This window comes from Methylocystis sp. NC52PC, from assembly GCF_055698645.1.
In genome coordinates this window covers 298,754-324,784 of sequence record NZ_CP170127.1, presented here as the reverse complement: position 1 = coordinate 324,784, position 26,031 = coordinate 298,754, and the positions used below count along the sequence as shown (strand labels likewise).

General features: G+C 62.6%; 32 protein-coding genes, 2 tRNA genes and 1 pseudogene. 16 read left to right on the top strand and 19 right to left on the bottom strand.

What is annotated here, in order from left to right:
• The first annotated feature begins 19 nt into the window (after positions 1-19).
• The 3 genes from ACETII_RS03235 (at position 20) to ACETII_RS03225 (ending at position 2,267) form a co-directional block, all read left to right on the top strand.
• Positions 20-313, top strand: a complete 294-nt coding sequence (locus ACETII_RS03235) for a hypothetical protein (protein ID WP_472787086.1) — start codon at positions 20-22, stop codon at positions 311-313.
• A 245-nt stretch (positions 314-558) separates the two neighbouring features.
• Positions 559-906 carry a DUF2493 domain-containing protein gene (locus tag ACETII_RS03230; protein WP_472787085.1) on the top strand — a complete coding sequence of 116 codons (348 nt, stop codon included), beginning with the start codon at positions 559-561 and terminating at the stop codon, positions 904-906.
• Between the two features lie 188 nt (positions 907-1,094).
• A complete protein-coding gene (locus tag ACETII_RS03225) occupies positions 1,095-2,267 on the top strand; it encodes a tyrosine-type recombinase/integrase (RefSeq protein WP_472787084.1) in 1,173 nt (390 codons plus the stop codon).
• On the opposite strand, the gene ACETII_RS03220 is transcribed toward ACETII_RS03225, so the two are convergent.
• Positions 2,218-2,715: an HNH endonuclease signature motif containing protein gene (locus ACETII_RS03220; RefSeq protein WP_472788213.1), complete on the bottom strand. Its 498-nt coding sequence runs from the start codon at positions 2,713-2,715 to the stop codon at positions 2,218-2,220. The two genes, ACETII_RS03225 and ACETII_RS03220, sit on opposite strands and share 50 nt — an antisense overlap.
• A 102-nt stretch (positions 2,716-2,817) precedes the next feature.
• Positions 2,818-2,894: transfer RNA gene (locus ACETII_RS03215), tRNA-Ile, on the bottom strand.
• Positions 2,895-2,973: 79 nt separating this feature from the next.
• Here ACETII_RS03215 and ACETII_RS03210 point away from each other — a divergent pair.
• Positions 2,974-3,624 carry a class II aldolase/adducin family protein gene (locus ACETII_RS03210; protein WP_472787083.1) on the top strand — a complete coding sequence of 217 codons (651 nt, stop codon included), beginning with the start codon at positions 2,974-2,976 and terminating at the stop codon, positions 3,622-3,624.
• On the opposite strand, the gene mtnA is transcribed toward ACETII_RS03210, so the two are convergent.
• Positions 3,621-4,715, bottom strand: coding sequence for an S-methyl-5-thioribose-1-phosphate isomerase (gene mtnA / locus ACETII_RS03205; RefSeq protein ID WP_472787082.1), 1,095 nt, complete (start codon positions 4,713-4,715; stop codon positions 3,621-3,623). The two genes, ACETII_RS03210 and mtnA, sit on opposite strands and share 4 nt — an antisense overlap.
• 108 nt (positions 4,716-4,823) lie before the next feature.
• Between mtnA and ACETII_RS03200 the strand changes: the two genes are divergently transcribed.
• Positions 4,824-5,576, top strand: coding sequence for a proteasome-type protease (locus ACETII_RS03200; protein WP_363349564.1), 753 nt, complete (start codon positions 4,824-4,826; stop codon positions 5,574-5,576).
• Positions 5,573-6,535, top strand: a complete 963-nt coding sequence (locus ACETII_RS03195; protein WP_472787081.1) for an L-threonylcarbamoyladenylate synthase — start codon at positions 5,573-5,575, stop codon at positions 6,533-6,535. Before ACETII_RS03200 ends, ACETII_RS03195 begins: the two co-directional genes overlap by 4 nt.
• Here the strand turns inward: ACETII_RS03195 and ACETII_RS03190 are convergent, their stop codons facing one another.
• Positions 6,536-7,582: a C45 family peptidase gene (locus ACETII_RS03190; protein WP_472787080.1), complete on the bottom strand. Its 1,047-nt coding sequence runs from the start codon at positions 7,580-7,582 to the stop codon at positions 6,536-6,538.
• 173 nt (positions 7,583-7,755) lie between these two features.
• On the opposite strand from ACETII_RS03190, the gene pgi reads away from it, so the two are divergent.
• The gene (gene pgi, locus ACETII_RS03185) at positions 7,756-9,393 is read left to right on the top strand and encodes a glucose-6-phosphate isomerase (protein WP_472787079.1); all 1,638 of its coding nucleotides are present in this window, start codon (positions 7,756-7,758) and stop codon (positions 9,391-9,393) included.
• On the opposite strand, the gene ACETII_RS03180 is transcribed toward pgi, so the two are convergent.
• Entirely contained in the window at positions 9,365-10,564 is a 1,200-nt protein-coding gene (locus ACETII_RS03180) for a methyltransferase (RefSeq protein WP_472787078.1), read from the bottom strand. The two genes, pgi and ACETII_RS03180, sit on opposite strands and share 29 nt — an antisense overlap.
• Before the next feature lie 113 nt (positions 10,565-10,677).
• On the opposite strand from ACETII_RS03180, the gene ACETII_RS03175 reads away from it, so the two are divergent.
• From ACETII_RS03175 to ACETII_RS03165, 3 genes are all read left to right on the top strand, one after another.
• Positions 10,678-10,754: transfer RNA gene (locus ACETII_RS03175), tRNA-Arg, on the top strand.
• A gap of 1,148 nt (positions 10,755-11,902) precedes the next feature.
• On the top strand, positions 11,903-12,307 hold the full coding sequence (locus ACETII_RS03170; RefSeq protein ID WP_472787077.1) for a hypothetical protein: 405 nt from the start codon (positions 11,903-11,905) through the stop codon (positions 12,305-12,307).
• 185 nt (positions 12,308-12,492) lie between these two features.
• The gene (locus ACETII_RS03165; RefSeq protein WP_472787076.1) at positions 12,493-12,933 is read left to right on the top strand and encodes a hypothetical protein; all 441 of its coding nucleotides are present in this window, start codon (positions 12,493-12,495) and stop codon (positions 12,931-12,933) included.
• Between the two features lie 870 nt (positions 12,934-13,803).
• Here the strand turns inward: ACETII_RS03165 and ACETII_RS03160 are convergent.
• Genes ACETII_RS03160 through ACETII_RS03140 form a run of 5 tightly spaced genes read right to left on the bottom strand, consistent with a single transcriptional unit; the run spans position 13,804 to position 16,063 of the window.
• Positions 13,804-14,046, bottom strand: a complete 243-nt coding sequence (locus ACETII_RS03160; protein WP_472787075.1) for a hypothetical protein — start codon at positions 14,044-14,046, stop codon at positions 13,804-13,806.
• Positions 14,046-14,786 (bottom strand): WH2 domain-containing protein, encoded by a 741-nt coding sequence (locus ACETII_RS03155; RefSeq protein WP_472787074.1) that lies wholly within the window; start codon positions 14,784-14,786, stop codon positions 14,046-14,048. Before ACETII_RS03155 ends, ACETII_RS03160 begins: the two co-directional genes overlap by 1 nt.
• Positions 14,776-15,399 carry a terminase small subunit gene (locus ACETII_RS03150; protein ID WP_472787073.1) on the bottom strand — a complete coding sequence of 208 codons (624 nt, stop codon included), beginning with the start codon at positions 15,397-15,399 and terminating at the stop codon, positions 14,776-14,778. The genes ACETII_RS03155 and ACETII_RS03150 overlap by 11 nt, the downstream gene beginning before the upstream one ends.
• Positions 15,399-15,848, bottom strand: a complete 450-nt coding sequence (locus ACETII_RS03145) for a hypothetical protein (protein WP_472787072.1) — start codon at positions 15,846-15,848, stop codon at positions 15,399-15,401. The genes ACETII_RS03150 and ACETII_RS03145 overlap by 1 nt, the downstream gene beginning before the upstream one ends.
• Positions 15,845-16,063, bottom strand: coding sequence for a hypothetical protein (locus ACETII_RS03140; RefSeq protein WP_472787071.1), 219 nt, complete (start codon positions 16,061-16,063; stop codon positions 15,845-15,847). Before ACETII_RS03140 ends, ACETII_RS03145 begins: the two co-directional genes overlap by 4 nt.
• Before the next feature lie 372 nt (positions 16,064-16,435).
• Here ACETII_RS03140 and ACETII_RS03135 point away from each other — a divergent pair, with 372 nt between their 5' ends.
• Positions 16,436-16,774, top strand: coding sequence for a hypothetical protein (locus tag ACETII_RS03135; RefSeq protein ID WP_472787070.1), 339 nt, complete (start codon positions 16,436-16,438; stop codon positions 16,772-16,774).
• An 11-nt stretch (positions 16,775-16,785) separates the two neighbouring features.
• Here ACETII_RS03135 and ACETII_RS03130 read toward each other — a convergent pair whose 3' ends face one another.
• The gene (locus ACETII_RS03130; protein WP_472788212.1) at positions 16,786-17,064 is read right to left on the bottom strand and encodes a helix-turn-helix domain-containing protein; all 279 of its coding nucleotides are present in this window, start codon (positions 17,062-17,064) and stop codon (positions 16,786-16,788) included.
• Between the two features lie 418 nt (positions 17,065-17,482).
• Positions 17,483-17,686, bottom strand: a complete 204-nt coding sequence (locus tag ACETII_RS03125; protein ID WP_472787069.1) for a hypothetical protein — start codon at positions 17,684-17,686, stop codon at positions 17,483-17,485.
• A 296-nt stretch (positions 17,687-17,982) separates the two neighbouring features.
• On the opposite strand from ACETII_RS03125, the gene ACETII_RS03120 reads away from it, so the two are divergent.
• From ACETII_RS03120 to ACETII_RS03105, 4 genes are all read left to right on the top strand, one after another.
• Entirely contained in the window at positions 17,983-18,282 is a 300-nt protein-coding gene (locus ACETII_RS03120; protein WP_472787068.1) for a hypothetical protein, read from the top strand.
• Between the two features lie 125 nt (positions 18,283-18,407).
• A complete protein-coding gene (locus tag ACETII_RS03115) occupies positions 18,408-18,746 on the top strand; it encodes a hypothetical protein (RefSeq protein WP_472787067.1) in 339 nt (112 codons plus the stop codon).
• A 173-nt stretch (positions 18,747-18,919) separates the two neighbouring features.
• Positions 18,920-19,330, top strand: a complete 411-nt coding sequence (locus ACETII_RS03110) for a hypothetical protein (RefSeq protein ID WP_472787066.1) — start codon at positions 18,920-18,922, stop codon at positions 19,328-19,330.
• An 814-nt stretch (positions 19,331-20,144) separates the two neighbouring features.
• The gene (locus ACETII_RS03105; protein ID WP_472787065.1) at positions 20,145-20,570 is read left to right on the top strand and encodes an MAPEG family protein; all 426 of its coding nucleotides are present in this window, start codon (positions 20,145-20,147) and stop codon (positions 20,568-20,570) included.
• Positions 20,571-20,656: 86 nt separating this feature from the next.
• Here the strand turns inward: ACETII_RS03105 and ACETII_RS03100 are convergent, their stop codons facing one another.
• The 3 genes from ACETII_RS03100 to ACETII_RS03090 all read right to left on the bottom strand — a co-directional run bounded on the left by ACETII_RS03100 (position 20,657) and on the right by ACETII_RS03090 (position 22,681).
• Positions 20,657-20,944 (bottom strand): hypothetical protein, encoded by a 288-nt coding sequence (locus ACETII_RS03100; protein ID WP_472788211.1) that lies wholly within the window; start codon positions 20,942-20,944, stop codon positions 20,657-20,659.
• A gap of 463 nt (positions 20,945-21,407) precedes the next feature.
• Positions 21,408-22,424, bottom strand: coding sequence for an AAA family ATPase (locus tag ACETII_RS03095; RefSeq protein ID WP_472787064.1), 1,017 nt, complete (start codon positions 22,422-22,424; stop codon positions 21,408-21,410).
• Positions 22,421-22,681: a hypothetical protein gene (locus ACETII_RS03090; RefSeq protein ID WP_472787063.1), complete on the bottom strand. Its 261-nt coding sequence runs from the start codon at positions 22,679-22,681 to the stop codon at positions 22,421-22,423. The genes ACETII_RS03095 and ACETII_RS03090 overlap by 4 nt, the downstream gene beginning before the upstream one ends.
• Here ACETII_RS03090 and ACETII_RS03085 point away from each other — a divergent pair.
• On the top strand, positions 22,681-22,902 hold the full coding sequence (locus ACETII_RS03085) for a hypothetical protein (protein WP_472787062.1): 222 nt from the start codon (positions 22,681-22,683) through the stop codon (positions 22,900-22,902). The two genes, ACETII_RS03090 and ACETII_RS03085, sit on opposite strands and share 1 nt — an antisense overlap.
• Positions 22,903-22,935: 33 nt before the next feature.
• Here the strand turns inward: ACETII_RS03085 and ACETII_RS03080 are convergent, their stop codons facing one another.
• The 4 genes and pseudogenes from ACETII_RS03080 to ACETII_RS03065 all read right to left on the bottom strand — a co-directional run bounded on the left by ACETII_RS03080 (position 22,936) and on the right by ACETII_RS03065 (position 25,742).
• Positions 22,936-23,229, bottom strand: coding sequence for a hypothetical protein (locus ACETII_RS03080; RefSeq protein WP_472787061.1), 294 nt, complete (start codon positions 23,227-23,229; stop codon positions 22,936-22,938).
• A 104-nt stretch (positions 23,230-23,333) separates the two neighbouring features.
• Entirely contained in the window at positions 23,334-23,993 is a 660-nt protein-coding gene (locus ACETII_RS03075; protein WP_472787060.1) for a hypothetical protein, read from the bottom strand.
• Positions 23,994-24,108: 115 nt separating this feature from the next.
• Positions 24,109-24,393, bottom strand: a complete 285-nt coding sequence (locus ACETII_RS03070; protein ID WP_472787059.1) for a hypothetical protein — start codon at positions 24,391-24,393, stop codon at positions 24,109-24,111.
• Positions 24,394-24,492: 99 nt separating this feature from the next.
• Positions 24,493-25,742: pseudogene (locus ACETII_RS03065) on the bottom strand (IS3 family transposase).
• Positions 25,743-26,031: the final 289 nt, after the last annotated feature.

Below are 26,031 nucleotides of genomic sequence, written 5' to 3'. Positions count from 1 at the left end.
CGCGAAATAGGAGCATCACATGAGCGTAGACTTTGAGCCGATCTGCAAGGGCTTCAAGCAGGACAAAAACGGCAACATCTTCCACGAGGACGGAACGCCGATAAGTGACGAGATGGTTGCCCTCGTCAAGCGTGCAAGACAAGACGGAATGCTGTTCGTTTCTGCGTGCCTTGGGGCGGCCAGCGTCGAAATGACGAACGGGAAGGTCAATTTGGTAGTTCCTGACATCCTTCTGTGCGCTCTCCCTACCATCCAAGTTCCGCTCACCAAGATTATCGACCGCATCGTTGAGTTGTGCGGGGCCGAGAGATAGCCCATGCGCCGAGCAGCGCCGACAGAACCGCAAGCGCGCCTCCTCGCGAAATTGTGGGGACACAACGACCGCATCCCGATTGGCGGCTACAACTCGCCAACGTCGCTTGCTCTATTGAAGCGAGGATGGCTCGCCCCGAACGGGATCAGGGGCAAATTCCCGAACGGGACGGAATACGAAGAGCACGTCGTCAGTGATGCTGGGCTCGTGGCGCTAGGGCGGTTTTTGGCGAAGAGAGAAGGCTGATGCGAGTCCTCGTCTGCGGCGGGCGCGATTACCGGGACCGAGAGACCTTCACAAAGGTCATGGATGCACATCACTCGTGGCATCAGTTCACGGCCGTCATTCACGGCGGCGCACGCGGGGCGGATCACGAGGCTGAAGTCTGGGCGCAAACGCGCGCGATCCCCGTGCTGAGCTTCCCGGCAGATTGGGACATGCACGGCAGGGCGGCGGGCCCGATCAGAAACCGCCAGATGCTCGAGGTCGGGCGGCCGGACATCGTAATCGCATTCGCAGGCGGGCGGGGGACTCAGGACATGGCGCGCCGGGCGCGCGCCGCGGGGATACCGGTCGTCGAGGTGGAGGGTTAGGGCGTTCCGATGGAGAAAATGGACCCGTTATCCCCGCTATCCCTAGACCAAGCGGCTGAAAACCTGTTGCACGGCCTTGTGAAGGCATCCACGCTCAGGGCTGCGGCGGCGCGCGGGGAACTTGAAATTGAGCGCCTCGGTAGGCGCATCGTAACTACGCCGGCCGCCGTTGAGGCTTGGAGGGCATTATGCCGAGACCGAGAAAGGGCGCGCGCCTCTACCTGCGCGCCCCGAGAAGGGATGGGGATGGAAAAATCACCAAGGCCGCCGCATGGGTCATCCTCGACGGAGGAAAGGAAATTGCGACAGGCTGCGGCGCTGGCGACGGCGCAGAAGCTGAAAAGCGGCTTGCCGACTACATCTCCGAAAAACACCAGCCACCGCGACGCGAGCGTGCACTTTCTCAAATCGACGTCTCGGACGTAATCAATATTTATCTCCGCGACGTCGTCGCTGGACAAGCAAACCCGAAGAAGGGCGCCGACAGTGCGATACGACTTTTGGAATTCTTCGGCGGCAGAACGTTGGATGAAGTAACCGGAGAGTTGTGCCGGGCATATGTCGGCTTTCGGGAGGGCAAGGGCCACACGATCAAGGGGAACGGCGGTGGCGCGCGGCGGGATCTGCAAGACCTCTCAGCCGCGATAAATCACCATCACCGGGAAGGGTTACACCGCGAAGAGGTGCGCGTGGCGCTCCCGCCGCGCGGGGAATCGCGCAAGCGTTGGTTGACCCGATCCGAAGCGGCCCGGCTTGCATGGGCATGCCTGACAACCAGAGAGGCGCAGGGCGCAGTCAAGACAGACCGTCGACCCCTTCGGCACTTAGCGCGCTTTATCCTGATCGGGGTCTATACAGGTTCACGCCCGGGCGCGATCCTCGGCCTGTCCTGGCACCAAGAGATCGGGCGCGGCTGGGTCGACCTCGAGCATGGGATGATCTACCGCATGGCCGAGGGCGCGCGCGCGACGAATAAGCGCCAGCCCCCCGTCCCGATCGCACCCGAGCTGCTCCGCCTGATGCGCCGGTGGGCGCGCCAAGATGGGCACCGCGGCGCCGTGGTAGCCTTCAACGGCCAGCCGATCCTTTCCGTCAAGACAGCCATCAAGCGCGCTGTGCGCCTGGCCGGGCTCGATACGGAGGTCACCGCCTACACCCTCCGCCACACAGCGGCGTCATGGCTCGTCCAGCGGGGGAGGCCATTTCCTAAGGTCGCGGCTTTCCTTGGGACCAGCGAGGCAATGATCGAAAAGCATTACGCCCATCTCTCGCCCGACCACCTCCAGGAAGAGGCGGAGGCTATCGGGCGAGCTAAGAGACGAGAGGAATTCTTGGGCGCGCGCAGCCGTTTTCGCGCCTGATCGTCTTTATTTGCCGCTCAGAAATCCCGAATATCTTTGCTGCTTCCAGCGTGGCGGCAGGGTGTTCGCAAACAGCCTTTACCGTCTCTTCGGAAAAGATTTTTTTCTTCCCACGAACCGGGTTCGCCCTCCCGCGTAATGACATGTCGCGACCGTTGTCAATATTGGTGCCAATTTCCAAATGCGCTGGATTGCAGCAGGCAGGATTGTCGCACCTGTGCCGGATAATGCCGAACGCCCGGTTTGGGATGATGCGGCCTTTGCTGATTTCGTATGCTACTCTGTGGCTAAGAACAAGGATACCAGCAACCTTGAAGCGCCCGTAACCGCCCGCCGATGCCCCTGTCCAGTTCCAGCAGCAGTCGGCGCCGCGAATATCAACATGTGACCAGAATCTAAGGCGGTCACTTTCAGACAGGATTGGCAGGATTTTCGTAGGGACAGGCATGCTCACTTGTTTCATGGGGCGAAACGTGGGTTATAGGTTACATACCTACGCAACCGGCCCACCGTCAAGTGGTTTTTACAAAATCGTATCAAATACTTGCATTGGTAGGCCGGGAGGGACTTGAACCCCCAACCAGTCCGTTATGAGCGGACGGCTCTAACCAATTGAGCTACCGGCCCCTGCGCCATTGAGCGGGCGTTACGTCCCTATACAGCAAACCGTCGGAGGGGCAATATCGCCGCGCGAGGGATGGGGACGATGAACGAAGGCGAGGCGCGGGCGGAGATCGTGGCCGGAGCTTTGGAGCTCGAGCGGCTGGGGCTCAATCACGGCTCGGCGGGAAATCTGTCTCTGCGCCTGGGCGAGGCCGCGCTGGTCACGCCGAGCGGCGTTTCCGCCCGGGACCTGCGCCCGGAGATGATCGCCCGCATGCCGCTTTCAGATGCGACCGGGGCCTATGAGGGGCCGCTGCCGCCGTCGAGCGAGTGGCGCTTTCATCTCGACGTCTATCGAGCGCGGCCGGACGTTCGGGCCGTCGCGCATATGCATTCGACCTACGCCACGACGCTCGCGACGCTGCGGCGCGAAATCCCCGCCGTGCATTACATGATCGCCGCTTTCGGCGGCCCGAGCGTGCCCTGCGTCGGCTACGCCTCCTATGGGACGGCGGAGCTGTCTCGGCTCGTGGTCGAGGGGTTGCGAGACCGAGACGGCGTCCTGCTCGCCAATCACGGCGCGATCGTCGTCGGCGACACGATGCGCAAGGCCTTGTGGCGGGCGGTGGAATTGGAGGCGCTGGCGCAGGTCTACTACCTCGGCGCCGTGGCGGGCGAGCCCGTCATCCTCCCCGACGACGAAATCCTTCGGACCGTCGAACGCTTCAAGAGCTACGGCCCGCGCGACCGTTAGCCGGCGAGATCGGGAAAGAGGGCCGAAAGGCCGCTTTCGGTCGCCGCGCAGACGCCGCGCTCCGTAATGAGCCCCGTCACATAGCGGGCGGGCGTCACGTCGAACGCCCAGTTGCGCGCCGGCGAGCCTTCGGGCGTCACTTGCACCTCCGCCACCGCGCCTTCGGCCGTGCGGCCGCTGATATGCGTCACTTCACGCGGGCCGCGCTCCTCGATCGGGATCTCCGCCACGCCGTCGGCGATGCGCCAGTCGATGGTCGAGCTCGGCAAAGCGACATAAAAGGGCACGCCATTGTCATGGGCGGCGAGCGCCTTGAGATAGGTGCCGATCTTGTTGCAGACGTCGCCGCTGCGCGTCGTGCGGTCCGTGCCGACGATGACGAGATCGACGAGGCCGTGCTGCATCAAATGGCCGCCGGCGTTGTCGGCGATCACCGTATGCGGCACGCCTTCGCTCAGGAGTTCGAAAGCGGTCAGGCTCGCGCCCTGATTGCGGGGGCGCGTCTCGTCGACCCAGACATGGAGGGGCGCGCCCGCCCGCGCCGCCTTGTAAATGGGCGCCAGAGCCGTGCCCCAGTCCACGGTGGCGAGCCAGCCGGCGTTGCAATGGGTGAGGATGTTCACCGGCTCGCCCCGCCGCCGTTCCGCCGCTGCGCGGATCAGCGCTGCGCCATGGTCGCCGATCGCCGCGCAGCAGGCGACGTCTTCGTCCGCGATCCGGCCGGCCTCTGCATAGGCCAACGCCGCCCGCTCGGCCGGCGCCGCTGAAAGCAGCAGCGCTTGGACCCGGTCCAGCGCCCAGCGCAAATTGACGGCGGTCGGGCGGGTCGCGAGCAGCGTCTCACAGGCGGCCGCAATCGCCGCGTCCGCGGGGTCGGCCGCAGCGGCGAGCGCGAGGCCGTAAGCCCCGGTCACCCCGATCAATGGCGCGCCGCGCACGATCATGTCTCGGATCGCATTGGCGGCGTCGTCCATGGTGGCGAGCGTCGAGGTCTCGAAACGATGGGGCAGGCGGGTCTGGTCGATGACGTGGACTCGCCGGCCGTCGGCGTCGAGCCATATCGTGTGGAAGTCCTGGCCGTTGATGCGCATGATTCGCCGGTCGGAAGGGGCGGGTATTTGCCCTTGTGCCTTTTGGCCCGGAACTTGTAAACGGGGCGGGCGCGGCGCACGGGCGGCGCGGTCGGCTGGGGAGCGTCCATGACCTATTGCTGCGGCATTCTGGTGCGCGACGGCATCGTGCTCGTCGCAGACACCCGCACCAACGCCGGCCTCGACAATATCGCCACCTTCCGCAAGCTGCATATTTTCGAGAAGCCGGGCGAGCGCGTGCTGCTGCTGGCGACGTCCGGCAATCTCTCCGTCACCCAGGGCGTGGTGAATTTTCTCTCAGAAGGCTTCGAGAATCCCGACACTGGCGAGGTCGAAAACGCCATGACCGCGTCGACCCTGCTCCAGGCCGCGCAACTCGTCGGCCGCGCCGTGCGGCGCGCGCGCATGGAGGCTTTCAATTCCGCCGAACAATCAGCCGGCGTCAGCTTCGACGTGTCGCTGCTGCTCGGGGGCCAGATCGCGGGCGGTGCGCCGAGGCTCTTCATGATCTACACCGCCGGCAATTGCATCGAATGCACGCCGGACACCAATTACCTGCAGATCGGCGAGCACAAATACGGCAAGCCGATCCTCGACCGCGCGGTCAACTTCGACACCGACATCTACGACGCGCTGAAGATCGGGTTGATTTCGATGGATTCGACCATCCGCTCCAACCTGTCCGTCGGTCTGCCGATCGACATTGCGCTGCTGCGCCGCGACGCGTTCCAACTCGAAGTCTCGACGCGCATCGATTCGAGCGACGAGTATTTCAGGGATTTGCGCGAGCGCTGGTCCAAGGCGCTGCGCGCCGCGCATATGGCCATCCCCGCGCCGCCCTATCGAGGCCGCGCCCCGTGACCACGCTCGCGCCCGCCGATCCGACGTCGATCGTGCGCGCGGCGGAGATTTTGCGCGACGGCGGGCTGGTCGCCTTTCCGACCGAGACCGTCTATGGCCTCGGGGCCGACGCCACGAGCGGCTGGGCGGTCGCGCGCATCTATGACGCCAAGTCGCGCCCTTCCTTCAATCCGCTGATCGCTCATGTTTCCGACATCGACGCGGCGCAGCGCGAGGCTTTGCTCCCGGAAGCGGCGTTGACGCTCGCACAGGCGTTCTGGCCCGGCCCGCTCACCCTTGTGGCGCTCGCGGCGCCAGGCGGCTCGGTGTGCGACCTCGCGCGTGCGGGGCTGCCAAGCGTCGCGCTGCGCATCCCAGACCATCCCGTAGCGATGGCGCTCATCCGCGCGTTCGGTCGGCCGATCGCGGCCCCCTCGGCCAATCGCTCGGGCCATGTCAGCCCGGTGACGGCCGCGCATGTCGCGGAAGATCTCGCGGGCCGGGTGGACATGATCCTCGACGGCGGCCGCACGGCGGCGGGGCTCGAGTCGACGATCGTCTCCTTCTGCGCGGACGCGCCCACGCTGCTGCGGCCGGGCGCGATCCCGCGCGAGAAGATCGAGAAGCTTCTGGGCCAGAAGCTCGTCGCCCCGGCGCATGCGGAGGTGACGGCCCCCGGCATGACCGCCTCGCATTATGCGCCCGACGCCCGGCTTCGACTCGAAGCCCATGAGCTCCTCGAGGGGGAGGCGGCGCTCGATTTCGGGGGCCGGCTCAGCGGCCGCGCGCCGCCTGGGACCGTGACGATCGACTTGTCCCCGAACGGCGATCTCGTGGAAGCCGCGGCCAATCTCTTCGCTTCTCTGCGTGAGCTCGACGCCCGAGGCGTCGAGAAGGTGGCGGTCGCGCATATTCCCGAACGCGGGCTCGGCGAGGCCATCAACGACCGTCTGCGCCGGGCCGCCGCCCCGAAGCTGTAGTCAGGCCGCCAAGGCCGTCGGCGCGGCCGTCCGCAGATGAAAGTCCTGCGTCACCGCGCGCGGCTCGCCCTTCCACAGGAAGGGACACTCATAGCCCCGCGCAGCGAAATCGCCGTCGCCGGCTGCGGACATTTCCACGGCGAGCCGTGTCAGGCGGTTCAAAACGGGCTCCTTCACCCAGGAAAAGAGCGCCGCCTCCGGCAGGACATCGCGCATCGCCGCCCGACGGGCGATGTTATTGGCCTCGCTCATGCGGGCCTGCCAGCCGGGCTGGGGCTCCTGCCAGTCATTGGCGACGATCGCGGGTCCGCGGTAGATCCGCGCCTCCCGCTCGGTGCGCTCGATCAGCGCCATCTCGCCGGGCCGAACGCCGGCGAGGGTGAAGAGCGTCGGCCGGCCCAGCGGCTCGCGAGCGATGAGCCGCACCGCCTCCTCGAAGGTCTCGCAGGTCTCGAAGGCGTAGCGCAGCAGATGGTCCGGCGGCCAGCCGCCTTCGAGCGACAGCGCGTCGCGCAGATTGACCGCGGCGTCCACGGCAAAGCCGAGCGGACCCCGGAGGCGACGCTTCATCGGCGCCTGGTTGATCACGGCGCAGAAGCGTCCCGGCGCCATGGCGGTCAGCACGCCCACGGCGCCCGGCCAGGTGGCGTTGTAGAATTCGCCCGCCGGCCCCGATTGCCACGCCATCTCCACGGCCTGGCCGAGCCCCTGAAACGGCCAGTCGAGCGTGCGGCGGATGCGCGGCAGGCCGTCCGCGCCCTCGAAGGCTTGGGTCGTGCAGGCGAAAAGATAGGCCATGTTGAGCGTAACGGCGCCCGGAAAGCCGAGAATTTCGGCAACATGCTCGAGCTCGGCGCGGTATTTCGACGCCGAACGGCGCAGCCAGTTCGCGGCCAGTCGATCGATCGGCGACAGGCAAATGCGCCCGAAAGGCGCGGCCTTGCCGAGGCAGGCGTCGCGAAGCGCCGCGGCGGCCTCGGTCCGCGCCCTGGCGTGAGCGATGGGGCCGCCATCGCGCAGGTCGAGGAAGGGGATCGGGTGCATCATGGCGTTCCTGTCACCGAAGCGTCATCCAAGCGATACGGATTTCACATCCGGCTGTCATAATACAGTCAAAAATAAGATAGGTTTCGGCGCGCTGCGGAAAACGCCGCTTTCCGCTAAAACTTTCGTCCCCGAGCCCGGCCGATTCGGCGGCTCCTTCCATTTCGAGACGCCAGATGTCCCACGCCGTCGCCGCCGCTTTTCTCGCGCTCGATGCTCATGCGCCCACGCTTGAACCGGTTCGGACGCTCGACCTCTTCGCCGCCGACGCCGCCCGCTTCGAGAATTTCAGCATCGGGCTCGATGATTTTCTCTTCGATTTTTCCAAGCACAAGGTCGCGCGCGAGACGATTGATCTGCTCGTCGCGCTCGCGAAGGCGCGCGATGTCGAAGCGCGACGCGACGCGTTGTTTCGCGGCGACGAGGTCAACAACACGGAACGGCGCGCGGCGATGCATATGGCGCTGCGCGATCTTTCGGGCCGGCCGCTGATTATCGGCGGCGTCGACATGCGCCCGGCGATCGACGCCGAACGCGAGAAGGTCTTCGCCTTCGCCCGCGCCATTCGCAGCGGCGACGCAAAGGGCGCGACGGGCCAGACATTCACCGATGTCGTCAACATCGGCATTGGCGGCTCGGATCTTGGCCCCGCGATGGCGGCGCGCGCTCTCTCGCCTTACGCCGATGAAGGGCTGCGCACGCATTTCGTCTCCAATGTCGACGGCGCCGATCTCGCCGATACGCTCGCGAACCTCGATCTCGCGCGCACGCTTTTCATCGTCTCGTCCAAGACTTTCACGACGCAGGAGACAATGGCGAACGCCGCCAGCGCCCGCGCGCGTCTCGTCGCGGCGCTGGGCGAAGCGGCGGTCGCCAAACATTTCGCCGCCGTGTCGACGAAACTCGACAAGGTCGCCGCTTTCGGCGTCGACCCCACTTGCGTCTTCGGCTTCTGGGACTGGGTCGGCGGCCGCTACTCGCTGTGGTCGTCGATCGGGCTTGCGCTCGTCATCGCCGTCGGACCGGAGAACTTCACCGAGTTCCTGCGCGGCGGCTGCGACATCGACGAGCATTTCCGTGCAGCGCCGCTCGATCGCAATATTCCCGTCTTGATGGGGCTGCTCGGCGTCTGGCATCGCAATGTGATGAAACGCTGCGCGCATGCGGTCATTCCCTACGACCAGCGTCTGGCGCGCTTCCCCGCCTATCTGCAACAGCTCGATATGGAGTCGAACGGCAAGTCCGTCACGCGCGACGGGCGGCTTGTCGGCCACGCCACCGGGCCGGTGATTTTCGGCGAGCCCGGCACCAACGGGCAGCACGCCTTCTTCCAGCTGCTGCATCAGGGAACCGACGTCACGCCGATCGATTTCCTCGTCGCCGCCGAGCCGACGGCCGCCGACGCCCACCACCATGCGCTGCTCTTTTCCAATTGTCTTGCGCAGGCGGAGGCGTTCATGCGCGGGCGCACGCTCGACGAGGCCAGGGCGCAATTGCGCAGGCAGGGGCTTGCCGAGGACGAAGTCGAGCGGCTCGCGCCGCACAAGGTGTTTTCGGGAGACCGGCCCTCGAGCGTCTTTCTCTATCGCCGCCTCGATCCGCGCACGCTCGGCCGCCTTGTCGCGCTCTATGAACACAAGGTTTTCGTGCAGTCCGTGATCTGGGACATCAACCCCTTCGACCAATGGGGCGTGGAGCTCGGCAAGGAGCTTGCGAACCGGCTGGCGCCGATCGTCGAGAACGCCGCGGGGCCGACGACGGGGCTGGATCAATCCACCGCCGGGCTCATTGAGTGGCGGCGCGCGCATAGGTAAGCGCGCCCGCCCCCCTGTCCCGATCAGCGGCGAGGAGTTCAGATCGCCTTCGCCACGAGAATGCTCGTGAGCGTCGGCAGCGCATTGCCGAGAAGCTCGAATCCCCCGAAGCCCGCCTGGCGCAACAGCGCTTCGATTTCCTCAACGCGGCGCGGCCGCCGCGACCCATGGCGAGCGTATAGAAGCCATAATAGGCGTCGAGCGGCTCGGCCCCTTTGACGCCCGACATCGCCTCGATGACGAGAAGCGTCGCGCCGGGCTCCAGCGCCTGGCGGATATTGCGCAAGAGCGCGAGTGCCTGCGCGTCATCCTGATCGTGAACGATGCGAATGAGGGTGACGACGTCGGCGCCCCGCGGCAGCGGATCGCGCAAGAAGTCGCCGCCGATGATGTCCGTCCGCGACAGGAGGCCGGCGGCGTCTAGCCGCGTCCGGGCGCGCTCGGCGACGGCGGGAAGATCGAGGAGGGTCAGTTGCAAATGCGGCGCGCGCGCCGCCGCCGCGCAGAGAAACACGCCCTCGCCGCCGCCGACGTCCATCAGCCGTTTGTGGCGAGAGATGTCATAGGCGTCGAGCGCCTCCTGCGCCACCATCGGCTGCGAGGCCGCCATCAGCGCGCTGTAGGGCGCAACCGCGTCGGCCTGAAGCGCCGTGGGCTGTTCGAGATCGGAATAAGGCCAATAATCGGCGAGCCGCGCGCGCTTTTCGCCCTTGAGCAGCGCCACCGGGTCGGCGAGATCGGCGTAGAGCAGGGGCTGGTGCTCGACGAGCGACAGCGCGGCGCGGTTGCCCGCAAAGGCGGCCCCGAGCTGGCCGAGCCCGTAGCGCTCGGCGCCACGCCGCTCGGCGAGATCGAGCGACGCCGCGGCGTCGAGCAGCCGCCGGGTCGCCGCGTCGGACAGGCCGAGCCGGCCGGCCAGCGCCGGGACCGTCAGCGGCCCGGCCGCCAGAACATCGAAAAGCTTCAGCCGCGCGCAGGCGAACAGCACCTGCGAATAGACGAAACCGGCCGTGAGATCGAGCGCCGCGCGGGCGCGCCGGCGGGCGATGGGCCGCGTGAACGGATTGGCGAGCGACCAGCGCTGGAAATGGGGATCAGCAATGAGGCGGTCCCGCCGCGCCCGCAATCGATCCCGCCACTCTTCAAAGAAAGGTGCCACAAAGCGCGCCATCCCGACCCTCCCGTGATTGCGCCGGAATAGCATGAGCTTTCCTGGCCCAGAAGCGGCTCCGACGTTGCAGGCGGCCGCCGCTTCCTGTAGAAGAAGACCCGGACTCGCGTCACGCGCCCGTAGCTCAGCTGGATAGAGTGCTGCCCTCCGAAGGCAGAGGTCGCACGTTCGAATCGTGCCGGGCGCGCCAGTCAAATCAATCCCTTACAGACGCGGTCGGCCGAGACCTGCCGAGGTTAGCTACCACATAGCTACCGGCAAGCATCTCTCACTAGCTATCATAGCCGATGCCGCTCGACGCAAAGTTCAGCCCCGCGAAACACTCGCGCCCGTTTTCGGCAACCGCCATCCTTCCCATTCCATCGCGCACCTGGCCCGCGATCGCGCCTGCTCTTTAGAGACACCGCGGATAGCCTCATATTCGGCAATCAGCTCCCGTTCTCTTGCTTGCCACCCGAGTGGCTGGGTGCTTCCCGACGATCATGTGGCCTGTGTGCCACAGGCAGGCTCGAACTGTGATTAAGCTTGCGGCTGCTCCACTGCATTACGTTGACTTTGTTGGGGGCGTCCTCATGCTTCGGTTCGTGGCTGGATGGGATGAGATCGAGGGATTATCTTCATGCGAAGAAACACTAACTTCAAGTCCATCGGCTTAGCGCTTGTACTCACTTGGGGTGCGACGACTGCTATGGCTGCGCCTTTAGGTTTGCCTCCGCTCAGCTTTCCGGGACAGGCGGCGGCGGGATTTACCGGGAAGACGCCCGAAGGGCTTTTCCCTCCGTCTACGCTCGATGTGCCGCAGGGGGGGCCTAAGGAGACTTTCCCCGGACAAGGGAGCAAGTTGGAGTTCCCGGGGCAGGGGCTGACAAGTGGGATTGGGAACCTTCCTCCTTGGCTCCCTACCGCGCCTTGATTCTCTGACATGGTTGAGAGATTGGTTTGATAAAAAGGAGGCGGCGCTGGGGGTCGGCGCGGCCTCTCTCGCCCTGTATTGCGACCAGGCCGCACATCCTCTGGACGCGAGCCACAGGCCGAGCAGCGCAGCCGGCGCTTTAGGGACGGGACTTAGACGGGCCCAGGCAGCCCCGCCATATCGACGCTGGCGTGATGACCGCAGGCGCAGGCGGCGGGTAGCGTCCACGACGCAAATGCCGAGGCTGCGCATGTTGGCAAGTCCACGGGTGATTGGTAGCTAAACGTCTGGCATCCTCCGGTGGCCGGCAGCGCTTCTCTTGTCCCAGGACGCTGCTTTCGGCGCTGCGCCTTGGGAGTGACGTGCGCTCAGAGAGGAGTCCGCTAGGGTAGGAACAAATAAAAGGCCGAAAAGGGAGGCCTGCTATGAGAGCCATCGTATGCGGCGGACGTAACGTCGGCAGAACGGACCCAAACGCATTGCACCTCGGTGCAGCCACCGAAATTAAAAAAGCAGGTGCTGCAAGAACCTTCGTTTTAGAGATGATGGATGAATTGCATGCCGACAGAAGTTTTTCCGAAATCATAGGCGGAAATGAGGGAGGCGCGGAACGCTTGGGTATCAGTTGGGCAGCCTCCCGGCGTATTCCGGTGAACGTCTTCGAGCGCAAAAGCCGGAGAGAAACGACAATCCACCGCAACTTAAGAATGCTGCGAGCGAGCAAGCCGGACTTGATCATCGCTTTCGGCGGAGGCGAAAGTACCCAGGTCCTCTTGAAGGAAGCCCACAAGCTTGGCGTGCCCGTTTTAGAGATCGCGTTGCCAGAATGAGAGGCTTGACGCGACTCCCGGGAGCCTTCATTCCCAACCAGACGTTCTGCCTCTAGCTCAAGCGGGCTGACTTGATGTTGCCCAATTCATTAATACTTCTACGGCACAGTTGCGGTCGGATGCGACTGGGAACTAAAATCTCCCTCCCTCATGGAGGAAAGAGACGTGGTGCGTGGGGTAGAGTTATGTCGCAAGCTGTGTGGACGGGATCACAGGCGATTGTCGTTCGGTCTTGGAAAAGCTGCACGCTTTGGTTCGTCTTCACCGCGCTTCCTGCCGCTATTGTCGTGTTCAACAAGCCTGAAATGACAGAGCAAAACCATTTCCTGGCCTGGTTGTGTGCGCTTTTCGGTTCGCAGGCATTTGTCTCCGAATTGCTCGGAATCCGTGCCGGCGGGGGGGTAATTTCGTTCCCACGGTGGCCGTTGCCGCAATTGCCGCTGGCAATTTGGCGGAGGAGCATACCGCTCGAGCACATCTCACGCACCGACTCACTCGATGCCCGTGCGGCGCGTTTTTACCTAACCTCTGCTGAGCGCGTGGATGTCGTGTTTCCCAACAATGAAAGCAAATGGCGTGTTCTCGCCTCTATAGGGAAGGCGAAAGCCGCTCGGCAGGCACGGTGAAGCTAGATTTCTGCCGCTTGGTCGTCAGGGCGTAGAGAGCGCGCTGCGCGACCCGTCGCTAAGCGGGGCGGGCGTGGCAGTCGGCCCAGATGGCCTATAAATGCGCCAAAGAAGGCCGAAGAGCCAGCCATCAAGACGATAGACGCCATACCCAGCGCGCCTGCAAAAACAAAGCAGATTGTTGTGAGCACGATGCCGGTTCTCGCAGCCTCCCAGTCGCTATCCTTCGCAACTTTATAGGTGGCGATGGCGAGAACGACGCCGGAGACGCCGAACGCCGCAGCGCCGAAGGAAAGTAGGATGGGAATCACAGGCTTTAAACGCTCCAGCTACCAAGCTGACTAAATCCAACACGATGGAAACCGCATGGCATAAATCCGCCTTCGCGGATGCGCGGCAGCGCACAGACGACGAGGCGCTACTTCATCCGCGTCCGCTGATTCATCAGCTTCGCTTTTAACGGGGCTTGCGCTGTAGAATTCCCAATCAACGTGCCCCGTCCGCTGGCTAGCACCGCCTTAAAGCGCCGTGGGTTTCCAACTCTCGCAGGATTGCCTCGCGAACTGCGCCCTCCCATTTCTTGGGCGGGTTCAAATCCGCAAGAATGCTCGCGACAATGCGCTGCGCTCGGGGGTTTTTTGCCAGTCTCGCCTCTAGCTCTTCGAGCGGCGTAACAAGTTGCCTGGGTTTTTCATCTTCGGCCATGAAACATCCACCTCGCGGAGTCAGACGCGGCGGTGAACTCTTCCCTGACAGTCCGCCAAACCCCTTCTTTCGATGTTCACATCCTAGAAAGGCGATGTTGGGACAGTCTTTTTCGCTTGAACGCCGTTTAGCAGCAGCAGTGCACGTTGCGCCGCCCGAAGGATATCAATTCAGCCGCACCCCCTCGCCCCGCGCGGACCCAGACAGCCGTGTGAACAACTCCCACGCCGCCGCCGCCTCTCGGGCCTCTTCTGCCGCTTCCTCGATGGCGTCCAGGGTCCGCGCCGACTCCCCTTGCATCACGGACTCAAGGAAATCCAGCAGCGCCTTTTTGGCATTGAACGCAGACCGGCACGCCGTCTTAAACGCCTCGCGCGCCTCAGCCGATTTGAACATGTCGCGCGCCATCAGTCGTCCCACTCATAATCATCGTAGGAGGAGCGATATCGCCCGGACATCATTCGGCGGAGGGCGCGCATAGATTCCCGTTCCATCTGGTCATGTTTGCGCTCAAGGTCCCGCGAGGTTCTGGCGGCCATTTCCTCTGCAGCTTTGCGCTGCGCCTCTGCAATGGCAACGTCATGATCAGAGACGGTCCCCGGTAGCTGGACCCGATCCCCGTATCTCTTCAAGAACCCCGCCGCGCCGGAGAGAAGCGTTCCAGCGGCCTTCATTCGTCCTTGTCGCCTCAATTGGCCCGCTTGGTAGCCACGGGCGTTCGCGGCATTCTGACCCTCTATTAGGGCGTTCTGGGCCTCATAATTCAGTTGGCGCATCTCAGTCTCGCCCGCGAATAGGGCGACGGCCTTGTTATATTCGCCTTGCTCTTCAATGCCGGCGACGGTGTTGACGTATGACGCGTCAGACGATCCGCCACCCGACGCGGCGTTAACCGCTTGCGCCCTGGACAAGGCGAGGTTCTTATCCTCAACGCGCGCCATCGCTTCACGCTGTGAACTGGCCATCGCCTGGTTGGCGGCGTCATTCAGCGCCTTGGCCTTATATTGCGAGGTCAGAACGTCATAGTAGCGCTGCGCGTCGAGGGTGCGCGCCTGTTCGTTCGCGGAGCTATAGTCGCCATAGGCGCTCAGCAAGGTGCCGCCAGCGGATATTCCCGCCGCCGCCATCGTCAGAGGGTCAAACCCCATTCTTCGCCTTCCCTTCCATCGCTCGCCGGCCAGTCTCCAGCAGGAACGCGATCTTGCGCGCCGTCTCGATGGTCAGCGCTTCGTCGCCCTTGGTTTCTATCGGCCCGCCATCCTTGCCCGTCAGTTCCACCCTCTCTGAGAACATGCCGAGGTGCTTGCCAATCTTGTCCAACGCGGCGAGCTTGTCGTGGAACTTGACCCGTATCCCGTCGCGGGTTTGGGCGACTTCCGCGATGGCAGCTGCCGTGTCGTCGTCGATCGCGGCGCTATCCAGCATCGAGACGCCGTTACTAACAGTCTCATTGCCATCCACGTCCTTGACGGCGACGCCTTCACCCCATCGGACAGCCTTCCGAATGTCGGAATAACCGATCTTCGCCAATTCAAGTAGCGTGCGCTCGATTGTGATCTCGGCGCGCTTGGCGGCGTTGGCCTGAATCTCTTGGACCCTTAGCACAACCTTAACATCGGTTAACAATCGAGAGGCGCTGGCATCCACCGCGTCTTCGTTCTCGCCCTCATAACCCGCCGCACGATAAGCCTCGCGCTGAGACGCGCCCTTGGCGATCTCTTGCGCGAAGATTTCGTGGCGAGGGTTATGCAGGACGGGCATTAGTAACCAACTGTGGCGCGTTCAGAAGCGAGCGCTGCCAGCGCTTCGAGGGCGATATTTTTGTCCGCGAGCCCGGACTTGAGAGCGACACCGTCCGATCTCACAACGCACCAGCGGCCAACCGGGCCACGCCATTTCACGCGAAGGTCGTTGCCGACGCTTCGATCCTCTTCAGATTCGCCCCTCATATCGTGACGGCTCAGCTCAACGCAGCGCGCGCCAGCATGCCAAACGTCGGCGACCAACAGATGCATCCGCCATTCGCATGAGTCGCTAGCGACAACGATCTCGTCGTAAGGCCGCAACTGCGAGACGACATGTCTCCAGAAGCCAGGATTTAGCACGTCGTCGGGTTTGATGTGCTCCTCGACCGTCGCAAAAAATTCGCTCCGCTGGCTTTCAGCGAGTTGGAAGCGGCGTTGAAGAAGGGCGGGGGCGTCATCAGTCATTCTGTCTCAGTCTCCTCGATGTTCTCGACGAACGCGCGAACGATGTTGGCGGCGTCATTATCAGCCGCGCCAATCTCTTCGGCGAGCTTCAGCCCTTCGCGCAGGTGCCAGCCCACCCGGCGAAGGGCCACGCCCGACGGATCGAGCGACGACAACGCAGCGTCAACGACGGCGGCGAGCGCAGTGGCGATTTGCTGTGTTTCATGCGGCGTCATGCGAAGAATCTTAAGTGCGCCGAGTCCAACATGCCACGTCGCTTTTGCGGCCCTTGCGGGTTATGCGGTGTTTTTCATTGACGGAAACATGATCGCTGATCAGCCGTCCGAGCCCGCGCCCTCATTGCTGGCGTTGTCCTGAGTTGCCCAGCGGATAGCACGACATTTACGCACGGCGACGAAACAAAGCTGCATTCGCGCAGTTCTATGATTATCGAGTTGTAGGAAAGCTCAGGTAGGGTCCACCTTCATAGGTTGTGGCTTCCCCTCAAATGGCTTAGGCCGTGCTCCCGCGATTCCCTCGCGGGCTTATCTGGGGGCTTCAGATAAGTTCGCACTCCGAAAATCCACTCAGACCGACAGCTGGGTTCCGTGGCCGATATCGCAGAAAAAATTCACGCAGCGATCACAAGCTGGGAGTCTTGCACGGGCGGGAAGATATCTGAACAAGGCAAGCAGATAATAGTCTCCGCCGTGCGCGCGATTGTCTACGATCCGCATCCTGGATGGCGTCTGCCCTCAGGCATGGAGCCATGGCCGACCATCGAAGAAGCCTTGGCCGAGGTGCAGCGAGACGCCATCAGCAAAATAGGGCCGGCCCTAGATCAGATCGCAGCCAAGTCTCCGGACGGCAAGACCGTCAATACCTTTGAGATGCTACATTCCTTGCATGAGATATTTCAGGTCTGGTGCCGGTTCCGGAAAGACTGACGCCGACGCCGCTATAGCCCCGCGCGGCGGAAATAAGCCGCGACACGGGTGCTGGCGCGGTCACCGCCGAGATACAGGCGCAATGCCTCCTCGTCCCCGTCGAGATGCATCGCGAGCGCCACCCTCGACACGCGCCAATGCCCCCCACCGACGCGGCGGCCGATGCGATGCACGGTGCACCAGTACTGAATCGTCCGTGGCGCAACTCCCGCCAGTCGCGCCGCCACATTGACGCGGATGGCTTCCCGAGCGTCGAAGGGGCGCAAAATGAATTCGTCATCGTCTTGCATCGCCAAGCCTATTCGCCACGGCGATGATCTGTGCGCCCACCTCCCCCTCGCTTTCGCCGTCCAGGAGCGCCTCTGCGGCCCGCGTAGCCCGGTTTCGAGCGCCCTTCGGCTTTCCAGGATTGCCGGCTTCAAAAGGACGGCCTCGCGTTTTCCCCGCGCTATTTCGCGGCGTCTCATCAACCATCGGACAAGGTTTCCTTTTTAATGTGCGCGCCGTGGATCACGTCCAGGACCGCGCCGGCGACGCCGACAGGGCGGCCATCCGTTTCGCGGGGTAGAGCGGCGCGTATCTCTGCGACCGGCGCGCCATGTTGCAGGGCAAGCGACAGAGCGACGGCAACTTCCGCTGCCCTTCTCAGCCCCGGGCTCTCAAACAATTGATTGCCAAACGCGTAGGGCAGGACAAAAGCCCGCCATCTCAGCGTTCCCCTGCCCCTCGATTTTGCTGTAGCGCGTTCTGAAGCTTTTCAGACAGGGTGGCGCGGATAAATTCACTCGGCGTCATTTGGGCCGTCCGGGCCGCTACACGGATGGCCGCGCAAAAGCCCCTCGGCGCGCGGGCGCGGATAACCTCAACAAACTTCGCGGCGTTGGTGTCGGCGGTCTGTGCTTCCTTGCGCATGATAGGAGCGTGCTACAAACCGGTGCGCGGGGCTACAAACGGACTGCAGATGCTGCGGCCTTTGCGGAGGTTGCGTTTTATACACGCGTTCCGCCTTAGCTGGTCTGCGGACAATTGGCCCTCTTGTTGCCTTCCAGGCCTCTGCAAAGCTGTGGATTTACCACAGAGATTATGCGTGAAAATACTTAACCCGTATGGACACCTATCCAAAGAGGCGCCTGTGCGTGTCCTTGCCACGGCCTACTTCCTCACCTGAAGCGCCAAAAGGCAGCTTCAATCAAGTATGGAGAATACTCATGAGGAAGCTCCTTCTTATTTCTGCGGCTCTGGTTCTTTCCACTAGCTTCGCATTTGCTCTCGATCTGACCCAGTCGCTCACGCTGAATCAGTCGATCGGCAACACCTCGAAGGGCGGCTTTGCGCTCAACAAGGCTTTCGTCGTGCAAGCGCAGGTCCCGGTCAACCAGTGGCATGGCGATCTGTCGCAGTCAGCCACCATCAGTCAGTCGATTGGCAACACTTCGAAGGGCGGCGACGCCATCAATAAGGCGACCGTCATCCAGGCGCAGGTTCCGCTGAACTTCGGCGCTCCGTGAGATAATTGCTTGCTCTCCTGGTTTGAAAAGGATCGCGGCTGACGACGGCCGCGGTCTTCTCTTCAAGGCAGCGCGCGGCCTGCCGGTCGCAATCGGCATATCAGCCGAAAATCGAGGAGCAGAAGATGAGATTTTTAACAGTCGCCGTTCTTGTCTCAATCGCAGCCGCTCAGGCGCAAGCGCAAAATGCCATCAGCGTCAAACCGAGCTTCATCGGCGTTAACTTCGGCAACAACCCGCTGCTGAGCGCCAAAGCCGGCGTGTCGTTTGGTCAGAACAACGTAGACAACACCACCCAAAACAGCGCCGTGGATTTCTATGGGGTGCAACAAGTCGCCATTGGGAAGGCGGGCAGCAATCTGAGTAATACCGCGACGGTCAACCAACAGGGCGCGTCAACTTATGCCGGTGTTGGCCAGGCAATTCGGTCCTTGCCCCCCATGCCGTCCTTGGGCGGCCCTTAATCGGCTTTCGGCTCACATAAGCTGGGCGATTGGGCGCGCTTAGTTACCTTCCAGGCTGAGCGCGGCCCCTTCAGGATCGCTGTGACGGCCGGCAACTCAATGCAATGGAATTGATAGCTAGACGCCGACGAAGTCTTCTGATGTAAGACCGAGACTGAGATGGGGCAGTCGCCATGCAGACGCGCTTGTGCTTCGACCAAATCAGACCGACGCCCAACATCGACACCGAGTGGAGCGCCTCGAAGCACGCAATTATAGCTCATTATATTGGAGGGTGGCGCAAAGGCGAGTCGCCGCTCGACGCCCTCGCACGCGCGCTGAGTATCCCCGCTGAGGACATTCTAGCGGAACTAGTCACTCATAAAGTCAAGCACGACGAACTTGACCTACTTTCTGAGTGCTTGGGAGCCGGCTGGGTTGAACGGCCGGGGCTTGATATCAGGGGAAGCGTCACCCAGGCGATCACTCTCGTTAACGAAAAGCTTGCACGCGTTCCGCCTGAGGTTCGGGGTTATTTTGGCGCGCCGAAGAAGCTTTCCGCCGCCGGCGTCGACTGGCGGCCCGGGGTTGCCGAAAGGCACTGACCGCCACCAATGTTGCGCCGTAGTTCGCACCGCTGTTCCAAGGCGCGAGGGAGCGTTACGCCCGGCGCGCGATGGAAACTGGGTTGGTCAGACACTACGGTGAGGCCGCCCCGGGACTGTATTTTGGGATGAAATACCCAACGCCCGCCAAACGCCGTCATTCACAAGACAATCAGCGTTGCAACAGCACCGATGCTTAGGAATCCGAGAAGCACGAGCAAGAAGGAATGCTTTTCCATCGGAACCTCCCTCGAAGCCGCCTCTTAGCGCGGGCGGACAGCAGGGAAATGAGAGGAACAAAGTTCTGTTCCGTCTCAGCTGTTTCTGAATCGTTGCTGGCCTTGATCAATGGTGTGTGACGCGGAGGCGGCGGGGTGGGGCGAGGGCCTGTGGAGGCCCTACCCCGAGCCGGTGTGGTGGCTTCCGAACCGTCATCTATTGGCAAAGACGGCGATATCTCGCGCAATTGCCCTGGCCAACCTCGCCCAACTCCTCTTTGTAGAGGCACGCCCGCCGTAGCTCTCGACAATCCCCACGGTAGCCGTAATGGCGAGGGTAGCTTCTATCGAATCCCGGATCTACACGTACGCCGCCGGGACCAAATTCTATCCCTGCCGAGAATGCTGGAGTCGCAAAAAGAGCCGCGGCTGCTAAAGCCAGAACATAAGGACGCATCGCCTCTCCTCCCGCGTTACCACGATATCCGCCCTAAGTGTCGCGGTCCGAAACGCCGGCAAGGGCTGAGAAGCGAGCGGGAAAAGGCCTGCGCTCTTCCGGCAGATTGCAGCTCGCAGTCCCTCGTAAGGAGGTTTCTATGCCGATCCCTGTCTGGGTCTTGCTCGGCTTTGCCGCCTGGACGTTGCTCATCCTCTTCGCGACGGTGGGCGTCTATCGCTGGACTCGCATCCTAACCGGCCGCACAGCTATCGCCGTCTGGCGCGCCGATGAGGCGCAGGGCAGCGAGTGGTATCGCAGAGCGATGCGGGCCCACATGAATTGCGTCGAGAATCTTCCGATTTACACGGCCCTCGTGGTGGTGCAACTATCGGCTCACATCTCAAGCCCGATCCTCGACGCCTTGGCGTTAACGATCCTCCTCGCCAGAGTCTGCCAGAGTACGACGCATCTGCTTTTCGAACAGACAAATATCGTCGCAGGTGTTCGCTTCGGTTTTTATTTTGTTCAGGCCTTATGCATGATCGCAATGGGCGTTCTTATCGCCATGTCTGCAGTTGCATGAAGATCAAAGTCAGCGCCAAGTTAAGCGGCGGCAGTAACGGGGGTGGCGAGCGCAAGATACGGCTCGCCTAGGTGTGATTGGGTTCCTCACCTCGGCACCGGCACGGCGGCGCGTTGGAAATACGCGAGGACAATCTCGCTCTCGCGGTCGCCTGCGAGATACGCCAGCAGCGCCTTCCGGTCGCCGTCTAGCAACATCAGGAGCGCCGGGCGACTGACCTGCCACGGGCCACCCGCGACACGCCGGCCGATGAAGTCATTCTGGCACCAGCTGCGCAACGTGCTCTCGGAGCGCCCCGCGATCCCGGCTGCCGTGCGCAGGCTGATCGCCTCTCTCTTGTCGTAGGGCACGAGGACCTTTGGCTCATCGAGCATGGTCACGCCCTCCCTACGGTGGGCGCGCAATCATCACAGCGCCAGACCTCGCGCCGATTGCCATCAGGCCACGCCAGCCGCGCAAGGCGTCCACAGGCGCACCAACGGTCGGTTACGCCATTGCGGAGCGCTTGCAGGTTTCGCCGGTCGGCTTCGCGCTGCATTGCGGCGGGAGAGAACATGGGCGCGGTTTCTGTCCCGCTTGTCCCATTTGTCCCAGCTGTCCCACTTGTCCCGGCTGTCCCACCTGGCTCCCACTGTCCCAGCGGGACAACCTGTCCCACCATCTCAAATAGCCGCGCTTGCGTTGTCCCGCTATTTTGCAAGGCTGGGACAGCGGAGTCCCTAGAAGAATATGGGGTTTTGGCGGTTTGCCCCGCTGGGACGCTCCTAGGGTTGTCCCGCTGGGACAACATAGGCTTTGCCATTGTGGCCAGATGCTTTTGAGCTAGCTCCCGGAGGCTCATTCCCGTCCTCCTTTCAGCTTGCGATCCACCGCCGACTTGGACATGCCCAGCCGCTCGGCGATCTCCCTCACCGTCGCGCCGCTCTCCTTCATGGCGCGCATTGTGTCGGCGCTGTCGTCAATCATGATCTCGCCGACGAGCCATTTGCCCTCGACAAGCCGGGCCTCGAATGGCGCGGCGGCGTCGCCCCAAAATCCACGCGCCTTCGAGTAATGGACCTCAAAGCGAGCGCCTTCGCTGGCGTCGTAATCGACGGGCCGCTTGAGAGAGATCACGCTGTCTAAAACGTCTTCCTTCCGGGAGGTTCCGCGCTGACCGCCGCCTTTGCCGGCATGGTGGACCAGAAGGACAGATTTTCCCGCCGCTCGCTGTCTCAGGCACCAAGCCTGAACCGGCCCCCAGGAGTCGGCCTCATTCTCCCGGAGGGCGCGGCAGACGGTCGAGAGATTGTCCACGATGATGAGATCAGCGTCGGCGATGACGTGATCGTAAAAGCGCTGCGCCGCCGGGTCCGCAAGGTCTGGCAGTCCGTCAGGCTGCATGTCGGCCGCAACGAGTCGGAAACCGTCCTCAGGCGCATCAAAGGCGGCTCCCTCCACAATGGCCGCATATCGGTCCTTCAACGCGCCAGCGGGCATCTCTCCGTCAATATAGACGACACGGCACGGGCGCGAGGCAGACCAGCGGAGGAACGATCCCCCGCCAGCGGTCGCATGGGCGATATTGAGCCCGACCCAGGTCTTGCCGATACCGCGCTCGGCAAAGATCATCGCTAAGCCCTTCGACGGCAGCCAGGGCGACAAGAGGAACTCGCGGGCCGGAAACTCCCGCGTCAGCAATTCTGCGCCGGTGAGCGTCACGAGGCCCTTGTGATACGCAGGAATATATCCGGCCGGCGCTTCAGGTGGCGCAACGCGGTAAGTTGGCGTCGGACGCTCTGAGCGCCACTCGACTGCGGCGTCGATGCGCGCGGGCGATGGCAACCCTGTAAGGGTGTCGGTGTAGACTGTCATTTGTTATTTCCGTTGTGGTCGGAAGGCAGCGCGGGGACAGCTTCGCGCCAGCTTGTGACGGCCATGGTCAGCGCTCGACGGCAGGTCCAGAGGCGGGCCTCGGTTGCGGCGAGGTCGGCATTGGCGGCGGCGGCAATGAGGGCGGCGCTCTCCGTCGAGAGCGCTGACGCGCATTCAAGCACCGCGTCGCAGGCCATGAGTTGAGCATTGGTCGGGGCCGGCATCGCTTCGAGGTCAAGCTTGTAATGCGCCGTCATTGTCTGGCCTCCGGAAACGCCAGATCGACGACAAGACGTGCGAAGGCGGGATCAAGCCGACAGCGGCGCGCAACATGGGCAAGGCGCAGCTGCTCGACGACGGATGCAGCCGCGTGGCCGAGTGTTTGAAAATCTGCCGAGCCTTTGGTATTCTCTGCAACGAGCACGCCGCCAAGCCGCTCGATATTGGGGTCGCTTCTCCCAGCGTCGCGCTGGGGTAGAGCGGCCCCTTTCCATGAGGGGCCAGCCATGGACTATGCGGCTGCCTTGGCGCGATGCTCGCTGGTCGAGCGGGCCACGGTGGACTTGCCGGCAACCCATTCGACGAAATCGCCCCAGCGATAGAGGGCGCGGCTGCCGTATTTTGTGAAGGTGGGGCCAGTGCCGCGCGACGCCATCGATGCGAGCGAGCTTTCAGCAACTGGAATGTTGGCCCGCTTGGCCATCTCCGAGAGTTGCGGGCGAGTAAAGAGGGTGTCGGGGTCAAACAGTGCTTCGAGCTTGGCGAGAAACGCCGATTGGTCGCCGCTTGAGATATCTTTAGCCATCGTGCCATCCTTTGCAGGAGTTATCGACGGCATCTATTTGTCACCGGGAAAGGCGTTTGTCTTCAAGGTTTTCTGCTTGCTAGTGCCATTCTGCCAGAGTGGCATTAAGTTTTCTGGCGTTCTGATAGAATGGCACCAACCCGGCGAATTATCGTCCTGGTTGCAGGCCACTCTGATCTTGGGTTTGTCTTTTTCTTTCGCTTCGCAATGCACGCGACCGATTCGCATTCCAGTAGCTTTTTGCGAATTCCGTGAGCAAAAGTCGAAGACTTGCGAAGCTCCCATCCGAGGCGCGCTGCCTCGGCAATGATGGCCTCGTCTAGCACCTCTAGGTCATTGTTGGATTTCTGAAGCTTCGCCAGCCCAGCGCGTTTCCCATCAAATCCCTTCAGGGATCGAGCGACGGCGTGGAGCGGCACCATAAATGCCCCGATCGCCATACCATTCCAGAGCAACTCATCGGCAACGAAAAGAATGTCATTTTGCCGGACCGGCGATAAAACCCTCAGCAGCGCGTCAACAGACTCAAGTGCTTTATCCAGGCAGTCGAGGTGCTTCTGGAGCCGGGCTTTCTCATCGGATTCGACGGAACTGCACTGGAGCGCCCAGTCGGATTTCTCGAACATGAAGGAACGCAGCTTGGACAATCCATCGCGCCTACGTCGCGCCGCGTCGATCAGCGCCTTTTCACTTTCGGCCTTGTTTTTTGAATAATTCGGGTCTTCCGGAGTGGCGGCTCCACTCAGAAGAGTGCCCGCGCCCATACCTCTATTCTCTGCCATCGCGAGCCCTCGCGAAGCCCAAATGGTGCGCAGGGAAGCGGGTGGGCTTTACCCGCTTGTCGGCCCGTCGGCCTATCCCTGCGCGTCTATATGGCCGTCAGGCGATATCCTGCGGCCGGTCGTCGTTAGTAACGGCAGTCTCGTCCCGGCGGCGCTTCGAGCGCTCAGACCGGCGCTTTGCGTTCACGAGCCGGAGATACTCCGCCTCGAAGAGTCGGGAGAACGCATTGTCGATAATGTTGCTGAGTTCGTCGTCAGTCTTACTGAGAACCGCGTCTCGTGCCGCGCGGGAGCAGGCGGCGACGGCGTCTTCGTCCGAACCGAGCCAGCCGTCTGTCATGACGGCGCGCATATACTCACGGAAAGTTGCGGCAATCGGCATCGAGGCCCGCGCCTTAACGCGCTCACGCCATCGCGCCTGCCGCTCTCTGTTCGTCAAAGTGTACTGCGGCCCGGTTTTGAGACAACCGACTGCGCTTATTCAGGCGGCCAAGGGTAGCTCTGCGATGTTTGCCTTGGCAACCGAAAGCTGTTCGGCTCTCACCTGATCGGGCGTTTTGTAGCCGTGCCTGGCGACGAGCCAAGTTTTGTTGTAACGCGCGGCGAATTCGATGAGCGCCACCCTGAGGTCCTCGATCGTGCGGAAGGCCCTGACCCACAACAGGTTCTCCTTCAGCGTCCGGATGAAGCGCTCGGCGACGCCATTGCCCTCGGGCTCTCGCACGAAAGAGGGCGAGGCTTCAATTCCCAGGCATTTGACCTCGGACTGAAAATCTTCCGACATGTAATTGGACCCGTGATCGTGACGCAGTCTCAATCCGCAGGCGATTTCTGGAGCGATCGCGCCGAAGCAGCGTTTCACGCCCTGTCGAACAGGCTCCAGCGCCTCGAACCGATTGGCTGATTTTGCGGCGTGAACGCCGACGACCTCCGAGTTGGCGTGTTCGACGGCGACGAACACATAAGCCTTGCCTTCATCGGTCGTAACCGTTTGTGTCATGTCGGTTCCCCACATTTCGTTGACACGATCGGTGACGATCGTGCCGTCATGCGTCTTGGCCGACGCCGACACCACTCGATGCGGCGCAAGCAATCCATGTTCGCGCATCACGCGCCGCACCCGTCGGGGACTGGCGCGCACGCTGGAGACTCGTAGCCGCGCCCATATCTTCCGGTAGCCTTCGCCATGGAATTCAGAGGCCTCGATTTCGCGACGGATGTGATCCGCCAGTTCGGCATCCGAACATGCCCCAATGGGGCCGGGTCGACGTCGGGGAGTGTCTTCAGGCGTCTCCACGCGAGATCGATACACGGTTGCCCGCGACAGGCCCCACACCCGCGTCACGCGCGACAATCCATAGATGCGACCGAAAGACAGAGAACGAGCCCGGCTCATTTCCTCGGCCTCCGGCGGGCCAAAGGGCGTTTGTTTTCCAGGACGTCAATCTTGGCGTAGAGAAGCTCGTTATCCATGGTGATCTCGCCCACCTTGGCCTTCAGCCGGGCGATCTCATCGTCGCGGTCATCCCGCTCGCGCTCTTTCAGAGCCGAGGCGGCCCCCGCCAGAGCCCGATCCCGCCATTCGGTCAGCTTCTGGATGGTGACATTGGTCTCGCGAGCCACCAGTTCCAACGGCTCTCCGCGTAGGAGGCGGGCCACGACCGCCATCTTGCGCTGAACGGAAAAACGCCGGCCCCTGGCGCTAACCTTCTCTTCCTTGGTCACTTTCAAATCTCCGGTTGCGGTTCAAATTACCGCAGCCGGCTGTCTCACCTAACCGTGCCGCACCCCACTCTGTTCGTCAAAGCCATTTGCTACCTGCCATTGTTACTAACGCGGATGTGGTGGCTGTTAGTAACGGATCAAGCCCCCGATGCTCGTTTATCCACAAGGAGAAACGGCTCGCCATGGCGAGCCGCTCAATCATGCCGGAACGACAACATGTCGCTGCGCCCGCCGTGTAATCAGCGGCTCAAGACGCGCCGCGCATACGCGTGGGCAGCGTCTTCGAAACGCGACG